Origin of the sequence: Polaribacter sp. WD7 (genome assembly GCF_003335085.1) — a bacterium.
In the GTDB taxonomy this organism is placed as follows: Bacteria; Bacteroidota; Bacteroidia; order Flavobacteriales; family Flavobacteriaceae; genus Polaribacter.
Genome location: NZ_QPEJ01000018.1, coordinates 882,015 through 895,253 on the forward strand (window position 1 = coordinate 882,015; position 13,239 = coordinate 895,253).

The 13,239-nt window shown below is 34.6% G+C and carries 6 protein-coding genes; all 6 read left to right on the forward strand.

Annotated features, from left to right (window positions below; all coding sequences use genetic code 11):
* Positions 1–22: 22 nt before the first annotated feature.
* The gene (locus DUT90_RS13050; protein ID WP_114427612.1) at positions 23–2,803 is read left to right on the forward strand and encodes a glycoside hydrolase family 78 protein; all 2,781 of its coding nucleotides are present in this window, start codon (positions 23–25) and stop codon (positions 2,801–2,803) included.
* A gap of 167 nt (positions 2,804–2,970) precedes the next feature.
* Positions 2,971–4,374, forward strand: a complete 1,404-nt coding sequence (locus DUT90_RS13055; RefSeq protein ID WP_114427613.1) for a sulfatase — start codon at positions 2,971–2,973, stop codon at positions 4,372–4,374.
* Between the two features lie 123 nt (positions 4,375–4,497).
* Positions 4,498–7,332: a DUF1549 domain-containing protein gene (locus tag DUT90_RS13060; RefSeq protein WP_114427614.1), complete on the forward strand. Its 2,835-nt coding sequence runs from the start codon at positions 4,498–4,500 to the stop codon at positions 7,330–7,332.
* 36 nt (positions 7,333–7,368) lie between these two features.
* A complete protein-coding gene (locus tag DUT90_RS13065) occupies positions 7,369–8,817 on the forward strand; it encodes a DUF1501 domain-containing protein (RefSeq protein ID WP_114427615.1) in 1,449 nt (482 codons plus the stop codon).
* 98 nt (positions 8,818–8,915) lie between these two features.
* Complete coding sequence (locus DUT90_RS13070) at positions 8,916–11,753, forward strand: DUF1549 domain-containing protein (protein ID WP_114427616.1); 2,838 nt, start codon at positions 8,916–8,918, stop codon at positions 11,751–11,753.
* Positions 11,754–11,792: 39 nt separating this feature from the next.
* Entirely contained in the window at positions 11,793–13,232 is a 1,440-nt protein-coding gene (locus DUT90_RS13075; RefSeq protein ID WP_114427691.1) for a DUF1501 domain-containing protein, read from the forward strand.
* Positions 13,233–13,239 lie beyond the last annotated feature (7 nt).

Genomic DNA, 13,239 nt, shown 5'->3' on the forward strand with positions numbered 1-13,239 from the left:
ATACACACAAATATAAAATAACATGTACATAATTTCTAGCAATAGATTGGCAACAGTCATACTGGCAATACTATTTTTGGTTTCGTGTTCTTCAGTTCAAAATACTATTCCACCACAGGAGTTGGTAGTAAGTGAGCAATTTAAAAATCCAATAGGTTTTTACGATGCTACACCTTCTTTTTCTTGGAAACTACCACAAGATAAAAACATCAAAAAGCAAACAGCTTATTCTATTGTAGTGGCCTCTAAACCTGAACTACTACCAAATAATGCTGATTTATGGGAAAGCGGAAAAGTGGAAAGTCAGCAAACTCTATTTGTCAAATACAAAGGAAAAAAACTCTCTTCGCGACAAAAAGTGTATTGGCAGTTAAAGTTTTGGGATCAAGATAAAAAGGCTTCAGCTTTGAGTGAGGTAGCTAACTTTGAGTTAGGACTACTCCATAACTCCGATTGGCAGGCCAAATGGATTAGCTTGCCAAAAGTTGATAAAGCAAAGTCGCCAAAAACGAATAAAACCTCTTACAAAGTCCAGTATTTGCGAAATGAGTTTACTCTTGACTCTAAAATTGAATCTGCTAGATTGTACATTACGGCAAAGGGACTTTTTGAAGCTGAAATCAATGGCAAAAAGGTTGGCGACGATGTAATGGCTCCAGGTTGGACCCCTTACAATAAACGCATTGAAACGTTAACTTATGATGTAACAGATCATTTGCAGGATGGTTCTAATGCCATTGGGATTGCTCTGGCAGAGGGTTGGTACGCAGGTCGATTAATGCTTAGAGGCTATCCAAAAGTTTCGCCCAAAGTAATGTGTCAGCTTGAAGTAAAATACACCAATGGTAATTTTAAAACCTTTATTACTGATGAAAGTTGGAAAGCTACCCAAGAGGGGCCAATTGTTTATGCTGGAATTTATGATGGAGAGCAATATGATGCACGGAAAGAACAAAAATCTTGGTCTTTAACATCATTTGATGATGCAAATTGGCAAAAGGTGGTTGCTGAAGATATAGATACACAAATTAGTTTGACACCTAAGCGACACAATACAGTTAAATCTGTAGAAGATTTAACTCCAATTGCTATTACAGAGATTGATAAGGGTGTCGTGATTTTTGATATGGGACAAAATATGGTGGGTGTACCGCTTATTAAAGTACCAATGGATAAAGATGGAACCTTAAAAATACGTTTTGCCGAAATGCTTCAGCAAGATGGGCGTATGTATACTAAAAATTACCGAGGTGCAGTTTCAACTGACTATTATACCGCTAAAGAAGATGGACAAATTGAATATCAACCAACATTTACGTTTCACGGTTTTAGATATGTAGAGTTGAGTGGTTTTGATGCAAATGCTACACCAGATAAATCGTGGGTAACAGGTGTTGTACAACATTCTAATTATGATTTGAATGTTGAGTTTAATTCGTCACACGAAAAACTAAATCAACTACAAAGCAATATTATTTGGGGTTTAAGAGGTAATACACTTGATATACCAACCGATTGTCCGCAGCGCGATGAAAGAGCAGGCTGGACAGGAGATGCTCAAGTAATTGCACCCACCTCGTTTTTCTTAGGTGATGTGCATTCCTTTTGGATGAGTTGGTTGCAAAGCGTACGAAACGATCAAGATGAAGATGGTGCGGTTCCTGTAATGGTGCCTTCTTTAGGTGGTAGACTTAGAGCTGGAGCTGGTTGGAGTGATGTGATCACTATTGTTCCTTGGGAAACTTACCAACGTACTGGTGATGTAGGTGTTTTGAAGGAAAATTATGCAAGTATGAAAAAATGGGTAGGATTTTATCAGTCAAATGCCAAAGATCATATTGTTAAAATGTTTACTCATGGCGATTGGTTGCAACCTTATTCAACACACAAAAGAGATGAGCGATTTGGTATCACTTCCAACAAGTTAATTATCACAGCCCACTATGCGCATTCTGTTAATCTAACTGCTCAAGCAGCAAAAGTGCTAGGATTTGAGTCTGAAGCCAAAGAATATGAGCTTTTATTTGATGCAATTCGCGATGTATTTCAAAATAGTTTTTTCGATACTCAAGGACGCATTATTGAAGGTCCTGAAACTCAAACCGCTTATTTATTAGCCTTAGCGTTCGATTTGTTGGATGATGAATTAGCGCAAAAAGCAGTACCTCATTTATTAGAACAAATAAAACTAACCGATAACCATTTGCGTACCGGTTTTTTAGGTACACCTTTATTGCCTTTGGTACTTGATAAAATAGGCGAGATCGACTTGATGTATGAAATCTTGTTTAAAGAAACCTACCCATCGTGGTTCTATTCTATAAATCAAGGGGCAACCACTATGTGGGAACGTTGGAATAGTTATACCCATAAAGATGGTTTTAACAAAGGCGGTATGAATTCATTCAACCATTATGCTTACGGAGCTATTGGTCGTTGGATGTACGAACGTATTGCGGGTATTAAACCTGTTAAAGTAGGTTACAAAGAAATTGAAATTGCTCCTATACCGGGTGGTCCTTTAACGTCTGCGGCAGCTACTTACAATTCACCTTATGGCAAAGTAAGTTCAAGTTGGAAACTAGTCGGCAAGCAATTTAATTTAGATATAATAGTACCTCCAAATACAACAGCTCAAGTTTTTGTACCAGGAAATACACAAGAAAGCATTAAGGTAGATGGAGTAGAATTTGAGAGTAATTCGGATATAAAATTACTAAGGAAAACAAATAAAGCTTTTGTTTTTAAGGTAAACCCAGGAAGATATTCATTTGAAACCAATCAAAATTTACAATTTGAATAATGATATTAGCAAAAAAAATAATTTAGTGGAACAACAGCCTAATAAAGCTAAGGAGTTATTATATTTAATCAAAAATTAACGAACAAAATATCCTGAATTTTCCTTTCTAACAAGAATATTAAAGAGAAAATAGAAAAGATCAAACTTTAAACTACAAATCATATTACATGCGATTTCTGTCCATTATTTCCGTTATTATTTTAACCACAATTAGTTCTTGTAATAACACACAAAAAGAAAAAGAAGCTTTTAAACCTAACATTATCATTATAAATGTTGATGATATGGGTTGGAAAGATGTTGGTTTTATGGGAAGCGAATATTATGAAACACCTAATATAGATTACCTATCTAGTTTAGGAATGGTGTTTACAAACGGGTATGCATCAGCCTCCAATTGTGCGCCTAGTAGAGCTAGTTTAATGACAGGACAGTGGACCCCGCGTCACGGAATTTATACAGTTAGCCCCTCAACAAGAGGTAAATCTGAAGATAGAAAAATAATTCCAACAAAAAATACCCATACCTTATCACCAAAGCACCTCATTTTACCTAAGGTTTTGAATAAAAACGGATACCTAACCTGTCATGCAGGAAAGTGGCATTTAAGTGATAATCCTCTAGAATATGGATTTGATGTAAATATTGCTGGAGGACACAATGGATTGCCTAGAAGCTATTATCCACCCTATAAAAATGTGAAGATAGAAAAAGGCAATAGCCAATATTTGACTGATTTAGTCATGGAAAATGCCTTAAAGTTTGTAGATACAGTTCAAAAACCATTTTATTTGAATTATTCGCCTTATGCAGTGCATGTTCCTATAATGGCAGTAGACAGTATTGTACCTAAATACGAAAAAAAATCACCTTGGAAAGGGCAAGGTAACCCACAATATGCTTCTATGGTAGACAATTTAGACAGAAATATAGGGTTACTTATCAGTAAATTAAAAGAAAGAAACCTTTTTGAAAAGACACTTATTGTGTTTACTTCAGATAATGGCGGTTTGTATGGCATAACCAAACAAAAACCATTAAGAGCAGGAAAAGGAAGTTATTATGAAGGAGGTATTAGAGAGCCTTTTTTCTTTGTGTTAAACGGTAAGATTCAACCAAATACAAAGAGTGAAGTTCCTATAACAAATTTAGATATTTTTCCAACGGTATTACAATATGCGGGAATAGATGCGAGTGCACTTCATTTAGACGGAAATAATTTGTCACCCGTTTTAGAAGAAGAAGTACAGGTTTTTGATCGCCCTTTATTTTGGCATTTTCCTATTTATTTACAAGCTTATAACGTAAATGATAATGAAAATCGTGATCCTCTGTTTAGAACACGTCCAGGTTCTGTAGTAAGAAAAGGAGATTGGAAATTACATTATTACTTTGAAGACAATGCTATTGAATTGTATAATTTGTCTGAGGATATTAGTGAAAAACATAATCTTGCAGAAGTAAATCCTGAAAAAGCAACTGAATTATTAACGTTGTTAAAGCAATGGTGGCAAGATACCAACGCGCCAATACCAACAACTATAAATCCGGATTACGTAAGTAAATTATAGTATTTTTTTTATCTTTCGTATCCGTTGTAATTACAAATTCTTTTTTTGCTTAAGCCTGATACTACAGGATAATACAAAGCAAAATATAAATTATTTTTAATAAATTATTTTTTACTTTATTAAATGGAAAACACAAACTGGTTTCTTCAATTTTTAGGACGTTTACATCCACTATTGGTGCACTTTCCAATAGGTCTTTTGGTGGTTGCATTATTGCTAGAATTTCTAACTATAGGAGGCAAACGAAAAGGTCTTAGAGAAGGCATCAACTGGATGGTTTATATAGGTGCAGGTTTTGCAATCTTTTCTGCACTTTTTGGTTGGTTTCTAAAAACCCAAGATGACTATTCTGGAGATTTGGTAGACAATCATCAATATACAGGAATAGCCACTGCTATTTTGGGGTTAGTTACAGCTATCATTTTAAAAAATAGTATAGAAAAGACGAAATTAAATTTAAAGGCATACCGATTTATGCTTTTTGCAACAGTTGTTTTGCTAACTATAGCAGGTCATTTGGGAGCTAATTTAACACATGGTGAAGATTATTTGACTGCAATTTTACCAGGGAATAAAGAGGTTTATAGTAATAAAGAATCAGGCGCATTACTCTCAGAATTAAAAGGAGCATCTGAATTGTCTGAATTACAAAAAGACAAACTGAGTTTAGAAGTAAGAGGTCTTTTTGCACACAAATGTTACCAATGTCATAGTGAAAATAAGCAAAAAGGAGAACTGATATTAGAACATAAAGAAGGCGTTTTTAAAGGCGGAAAATCAGGATTAGCAGTAGTAGCAGGCAAGCCAGAAGAAAGTGAAATTTACAAGCGTATTATTCTTCCAGCAGATAATAAAAAGGTAATGCCCACAAAAGGGAAATTGTTAACTGCAGATGAAATAGCCTTGGTAAAACTTTGGATAACAGAAGGCGCACATTGGTCAGACCAAGCAGTTAAGGTGTTTCCAGAAGCACCTTTAGCTTTAATAACACCAAAATTGCCTTCAGTAACTAAAGAAGAACATCCTATTGACAAGTTAATTGATGCTTATTTTACTAAAAACAATGTAGATTGGCAAGAAGTTATAGACGATAGAACTTTTGTGAGGCGTATTTATATGGACGTGATTGGTTTATTGCCAAATATTGATGAGGTTACTACTTTTCTTAATGATAAAAACGAAAATAAACGAGAAGTTTTAATAGATAAATTATTAAATGACAATAAAAACTATACACAACACTGGCTTACATTTTGGAACGATTTATTACGAAACGATCACAGTAGTGCTGGAGGTAAAAGACCAATTACCAGTTGGCTTTATGCATCGTTAATAAGTAATAAGTCTTATGATGATATCGTAAGAGAATTGGTGAACCCTGTTAAAGGATCAGGAGGTTTTATTAGAGGTGTAGAATGGCGTGGTGTTGTAAATGCAAGTCAAAGAAAAGAAATGCAAGCCGCACAAAACATAGGACAGTCTTTAATGGGGGTAAATGTAAAATGTGCTTCTTGTCATAATAGCTTTATTAGTAATCTTACTTTAGACCAAGCCTATGGTTTTGCAACTATTTTTTCAGATTCTATTTTAGAATTAAATAGGTGCGATAAACCTATTGGTAAAATGGCAAAACCTAATTTTTTATATCCAGAACTTGGAAGTGTAGAAGGTAAAACTGTAAAAGACCGTTTGTTAAAATTGTCTGAAGTTATGGTGCAAAGAGAAAACGGTAGGCTATACCGCACTTTAGCGAATCGATTTTGGAGTAAATTAATGGGACGTGGAATTGTTATGCCATTAGATGAAATGGATAACACACCTTGGGATGCTGAAGTCTTGGATTGGTTGGCAGCAGATTTTGTTGATAATGGTTCTGATTTAAAACATTTGATAAAACGAATTGTCACCTCAAAAGCCTATCAACAACCCATGATTAATTATGATAAAATTGAAGAAACCAAAGTAAATTATGTATTTAAAGGGCCTATATCACGTCGTTTAAGTGCAGAGCAATTTTCTGATGCCGTAAGTCAAGTTGTTTCGCCTATGTATCCAGATGTTGCATTTAATCCTAATGGAGAAAATATTGATGCCAAACGCATATGGCATAAAGAAATTAAATTCAATAGAGTTGTGCTTCCAGAACCTGGGAAAAGATATTTTAGAAAGTCTTTTAACTTACAGTCTTTAAACGTAGAAAGTGCTAAAGTTTTAATTTCGGTAGATTACTCGTACCAACTTTTTATAAACGGACAAAAAGTTTTAGAAAATAACAACTGGAAAGAAGTTGGTAAAGTAGACATAAGCACTTATTTAGTTGCTGGAAAAAATACAATTGCAGTAGTAGGAGAAAATGACGGTACTATTGCTAATCCGGCTGGGATTTTATTTGCTTTAAAAATAAAATTAGCTTCCGGAAAGGTTTTGCAAATCAACTCAGATACTACATGGAAAAGTGTAGATATTCTTCCTCAATCTAACTGGACAGCAATTCACTTTAATGATGCCAAGTGGTTAGAAGTTAGAGATTACGGAACACGTAACTTTAACAACTGGGGTAAGTTGCTCAATTTTACATTTAAAGATCAAGAAGAAAAATTTGCACGTGCTAGTTTGGTAAAACAACATCCTTTTATGAAAGCATTGGGGCGTCCTAGTAGAGAAATAGTAACTACCTCTAGAGAAGAACAAGCCACATTATTGCAAGCTTTAGAGTTAACTAACGGTGCGTTTTTTAATGGTGTTTTAGAAGAAGGAGCACAACTTTGGTTAGAAACATATGCAACAGATACCGATAAGATGACTAACGATTTGTATTTAAAAGCGTTAGGAAGGCATCCATCAAAAGTAGAAAAAGAAGTAATGCTCACCGTTTTAGGTGCAAATCCAGAAAAAGAGCAACTACAAGATATATTTTGGGCTGTTTTAATGTCACCAGAATTTCAATTTATTGATTAATTCTAAAATTAGTAATACGCTTTAAAAACAAAGAAAATGGAAAAACAAAACTCACGTAGAGAATTTTTAAAAAAAATGACTGCTGCAAGTATTGCGGCCTCTACAACTACTATTTCTATGTCAAGTTTTTTAAGTTCTTGTTCTCCAGAAGTACAAAAAAGAGCAGCTACTGCAGATACTGTTATTTTACTTTGGATGGCTGGCGGAATGGCACATACAGAAACTTTTGATCCTAAGGCTTATGTGCCTTACGAAAAGGGTGTAGAAAGCAAACGTATTTTAAGCACTTTTACTAAAATACCAACAATAGTAGATGGTTTAGAGTTTTCTGAAGGATTGGAAGGCATTGGAAGTGTTATGGATAAAGGAGCTATAATTCGTTCTTATAAATCTGCAGATTTAGGGCATATTCTTCACACCAGACACCAATACCACTGGCATACTTGTTACGAGCCCCCACAATCCGTACAAGCACCACACATAGGCGCTTGGATTGCCAAAGAATTAGGGCCAGTAAATCCTGTAATTCCGCCTTTTATTTCTATTGGACAACGTTTTACGATGGGAGAAGCAGAAGAGTTAAAAGCCTTTCATTCAGCAGGTTTTTTGGGTACAGAATACGGGCCATTTTTAATTCCAGATCCATCAAGTGGTTTAGACAGTGTACGACCACCTAAAGGCATGTCTTTAAAACGATTTGAGTCGCGTTATAAGCTTTACCAAGAATTGGTGAATAAAAGCGAAATTATGGAAAAAGGTAGCAATTATCAGCGTCAATCCTTAATGCGTTCTATGGAGCAATCGTATCGCTTGTTAAATTCTCCTGAGGCTAAGGTTTTCGATTTATCACAAGAACCAAAAGAAGTGTATGATACCTACAATACAGGTCGCTTTGGTTTGGGGTGTTTATTAGCAAAACGATTGGCAATGAATGGAGGAAGATTTATTAGTGTGTCTACAGAATACGAACCATTTTTAGGTTGGGATACTCATGAAAATGGACATATTAGGGCGAAAAATATGAAAGCACTAATAGACAGACCCGTTTCTCAATTAATTAAAGATTTGGACGAAACAGGGCACTTAGATAAAACGCTAATTATACTAGCAAGCGAATTTAGTAGAGATGCTATTATGGAGGGAAGACCTGGAGAACTTGTTAAAAATCAAGTAGACCAACCCGATATTATAGAAGATGAAAAGTATTATGGTATGCATCGTCATTTTACAGATGGTAGTTCAATTATAATGTGGGGTGGAGGTGTAGAAAAAGGATTGGTCTATGGTAAAACTGCAGACGAAAGACCTTGCTCTTCTATAGAAAAACCTGTGGTTATTGATCAAGTCCATCAATCAGTGTATCATGCTTTGGGTATAGATACACAAACACACTACGAAATAGAAGGACGTCCATTTTATACTACACCAGACGGAAAAGGAAAACCAATTTTAGATTTGTTTGGAAAATCAACTAAGATTTCTTAATCGAATTCTTGTTGAAATTACGAGACACTACAGGATGAATAAAAAAATAGAATAAAATAGATTTACTGTTCATTTTTAAGGATATTTTTTAAAATTATATGGATACTTCAAATTGGATATTACAATTTTTAGGACGATTACATCCACTATTGGTACACTTTCCAATAGGTCTTTTGGTGGTTGCATTATTGCTAGAATTTCTAACTATAGGAGGCAAACGAAAAGGACTTAGAGAAGGCATCAACTGGATGGTTTATATAGGCGCAGGTTTTGCAATCTTTTCTGCACTTTTTGGTTGGTTTCTAAAAACCCAAGATGACTATTCTGGAAATTTGGTAGACAACCACCAATATACAGGAATAGCCACTGCTATTTTGGGGTTAGTTACAGCCATCATTTTAAAAAATAGTATAAAAAAGGCGAAATTAAATTTAAAAGCATACCGATTTATGCTTTTTACAACGGTTATTTTGCTAACTATAGCAGGTCATTTGGGAGCTAATTTAACACATGGTGAAGATTATTTGACTGCAATTTTACCAGGGAATAAAGAGGTTTATAGTAATAAAGAATCAGGAGCATTACTCTCAGAATTAAAAGGAGCATCTGAATTGTCTGAATTACAAAAGGACAAACTGAGTTTAGAAGTAAGAGGCCTTTTTGCACACAAATGTTACCAATGTCATAGTGAAAACAAGCAAAAAGGAGAACTGATACTAGAACATAAAGAAGGCGTTTTTAAAGGCGGAAAATCAGGATTAGCAGTAGTAGCAGGCAAACCAGAAGAAAGTGAAATATACAAGCGTATTATTCTTCCAGCAGATAATAAAAAGGTAATGCCCACAAAAGGGAAATTGCTAACTGCAGATGAAATAGCCTTGGTAAAACTTTGGATAACAGAAGGCGCACATTGGTCAGACCAAGCAGTTAAGGTCTTTCCAGAAGCTCCTTTAAAATTGGTAAAACCAGAATTACCAAAGGTTACAGAACAAACGCATCCTATAGATAAAATTGTAAGTACTTATTTTGATAAAAATAATGTTGCTTGGCAATCTTTAGTTGAAGATAGAAAATTTATTAAAAGAGCTTATTTAGATATAGTTGGTTTATTGCCATCACCAGAAGCTATAACAACTTTTGTTAACGATAGCAATCCTAAGAAAAGAGAATTGTTGATAGATGAATTACTAAACGATTCAGAAAATTATACACAGCATTGGTTAAGTTTTTGGAATGATTTGTTACGAAATGATTACAGCGGAACAGGCTTTATTACAAAAGGAAGATTTCAAATTACAAAGTGGTTATACAACTCATTAAAAAACAATAAATCTTATGACCAAATGGTTAGTCAGTTAATGAATCCTGATAAAAGTTCAGAAGGATTTATTAGGGGAATCAAATGGAGAGGTGTTGTAAATTCGAGTCAATCAACAGAAATGCAAGCCGCACAAAACATAGGGCAGTCTTTAATGGGGGTAAATGTAAAATGTGCCTCTTGCCATAACAGTTTTGTTAGTAATTTAACTTTAGATCAAGCTTACGGATTTGCATCTATTTTTGCTGATGAGCCATTAGAATTAAACAGATGCGACAAGCCAATAGGTAAAATAGCAAAAGTTAATTTCTTGTATCCAGAATTGGGTAGTGTAGCAGGAAAAACATTAAAAGAACGTTTGTTAAAATTATCTGAAGTGATGATTAATAAAGAAAATGGACGTTTGTATAGAACCATTACCAACCGTGTTTGGGAGCGTTTGATAGGTAGAGGTATTATTGAACCTGTAGATGAAATGGACAATACACCATGGAATGCAGAATTGTTAGATTGGATAGCCGCAGATTTTATAGATTCTGGTACAGATTTAAAACATCTGATAAAACGAATCATGACGTCTAAAGCGTACCAAATGCCAACAGTAAATTATAAAAAACAGGAAGATTTAAAAAAAGACTATGTGTTTAAAGGTCCTGTTTTAAGACGTTTGAGTGCAGAACAATTTTCAGATGCTATTAGTCAGGTTGTTGCGCCAGTTTATCAAGCAGTTGCTTTCAACCCTAATGAAGAAAAAATGCCAGCACAACGCATTTGGCATCATGAGAAAGATTTAACAAATACAGTGTTGCCATTACCAGGTAAACGCTATTTTAGAAAAGTATTTCAGCTTTCTAAAAAGACTATAAAAAATGCTTCAGTATTAATTTCTGTAGATGATGCTTACTCACTTTTTATCAATGGTAAAAAAGTTGGAGAAGGAAATGATTGGACGAAAGTAGGGAAATACGATGTAACACATTTGTTACATAAAGGAGATAATATTATCGCTGTAGAAGGAAATAATATTGGTAAAATAGACAATCCTGCCAGTATTTTATTCGCCATGAAAGTTGTTTTTACTGATGGCAAATCATTCAAATTATATTCTAACGAAACGTGGAAAAGTACAGATAGAACACCTAATAAAAATTGGATCAATTTAAATTTTGATACTAAAAAATGGAAAAAAGTCAAGAATTATGGAAATAGCAATTGGGCTAAATTATTAGACTTTACATTTAAAGAGCACGAAAAAACATTTGCTAGAGCAAGTTTGGTAAAACAACATTCTTTCTTAAAAGCTTTGGGGAGACCAAATAGAGAAATTGTAGTTTCTAAAAGAGAAGAACAGGCTACTTTATTACAAGCATTAGAACTAACAAATGGAGCATATTTTAATGGAGTTTTAGAAAAAGGAGCAGAAAAATGGTTAGAGAAATATGGTACAGATAGTGGTGTAATTGTAGATACCTTATATCAGAAGTTATTAGGTAGGCACCCTTCATCTGATGAGCAAAAGATTTTAATAGCTTCTTTAGGTAATCAGCCTAATGCAGAACAACTGCAAGATGTAATTTGGTCGGTTTTAATTTCTCCAGAATTTCAATTTATTAACTAAAAGAATTCCTCTTAAGTTATGAAAGATAAAAATATTAAAATGAGGTCTCGTAGAGATTTTATCAAAAAAATGACAGCAGCAAGTATTGCTGCGTCTACAACTACCATTCCTGTAGCAAGTTTTTTAAGTTCTTGTTCTACCGAAGTGCAAAAAATGGCAGCGTCTGCAGATAGTGTTATTTTACTATGGATGGCAGGAGGAATGGCACATACAGAAACCTTTGATCCAAAAAAATATGCGCCTTTTGAAAAAGGATTAGAAACTAACAGTGTGTTAAGTACATTTCCAAAACACCCAACAGCGGTAGATGGTTTAGAATTTTCTGAAGGTTTACAATCTATTGGAAATGTAATGGATAAAGGAGCTATTATTAGGTCATACAAAGCAGCAGATTTAGGATTTATACTACATACAAGACACCAATTTCATTGGCATACATGTTACGAACCACCACAATCTGTACAAGCGCCTCATATTGGCGCGTGGATCGCCAAAGAATTAGGACCTGCAAATCCTGTAATACCTCCATTTATTTCTATTGGGCAACGTTTTACAATGGGAGAAGCAGAAGAATTAAAGGCGTTTCATACAGCTGGTTTTTTAGGTAGCGAATATGGTCCGTTTTTAATTCCAGATCCTTCAGAAGGTTTAGACAGTGTTCGCCCTCCAAAAGGAATGTCTTTAAAACGATTTGAAGCGCGCTATAAACTGTACAAAGAATTGGCTAACAAGAGCGAAGTAATGGAGCAAGCAAGCGATTACCAAAGAGAATCGTTAATGCGTTCTATGGAGCAGTCGTATCGACTTTTGAATTCTCCAGAAGCTAAAGTGTTTGATTTGTCTTTAGAGCCAAAAGAAAAATACAATATATACAATACAGGTCGTTTTGGATTAGGTTGTTTACTAGCAAAACGTTTGGCACAAAATGGAGGAAGATTTATTTCTGTATCTACAGAGTATGAACCATTTTTAGGATGGGATACGCATGCGAACGGGCATACTAGAGTAAAACAAATGAAAAAACTTATAGATAGACCTGTTGCGCAATTAATTAAAGATTTAGATGAATCTGGTCATTTAGATAGAACCTTGGTTATTTTGGCAAGTGAGTTTAGTAGAGATGCTATTATGGAAGGTAGACCAGGGGAAGAAGTAAGAGATCAGGCCAGAAGACAACCAGATAAAATTGAGCATATTAGACATTATGGAATGCACCGTCATTTTACGGATGGAGGCTCTATTTTACTATGGGGTGGAGGCGTAAAAAAAGGGTTGGTTTATGGTAAAACTGCAGATGAAAGACCTTGTGTTTCTATAGAAAAACCAGTAGTTATCGATCAAGTACATCAATCTATTTATCATGCTTTGGGTATCGATTCTCAAACACATTATAACGTAGAAAGTAGACCTTTTTATACCACTCCAGATGGAAAAGGAAAACCAATATTAGACCTTTTTGGAAAAGAAATGAAAGCTTAAAAACAAA

Excerpts from the sequence above, each read along its gene's own strand:
- DUT90_RS13060 (WP_114427614.1), top strand. The coding sequence starts at position 4,498 with ATGGAAAACACAAACTGGTTTCTTCAATTTTTAGGACGTTTACATCCA.
- DUT90_RS13065 (WP_114427615.1), top strand. The coding sequence starts at position 7,369 with ATGGAAAAACAAAACTCACGTAGAGAATTTTTAAAAAAAATGACTGCT.
- DUT90_RS13055 (WP_114427613.1), top strand. The coding sequence starts at position 2,971 with ATGCGATTTCTGTCCATTATTTCCGTTATTATTTTAACCACAATTAGT.
- DUT90_RS13070 (WP_114427616.1), top strand. The coding sequence starts at position 8,916 with ATGGATACTTCAAATTGGATATTACAATTTTTAGGACGATTACATCCA.
- DUT90_RS13075 (WP_114427691.1), top strand. The coding sequence starts at position 11,793 with ATGAGGTCTCGTAGAGATTTTATCAAAAAAATGACAGCAGCAAGTATT.
- DUT90_RS13050 (WP_114427612.1), top strand. The coding sequence starts at position 23 with ATGTACATAATTTCTAGCAATAGATTGGCAACAGTCATACTGGCAATA.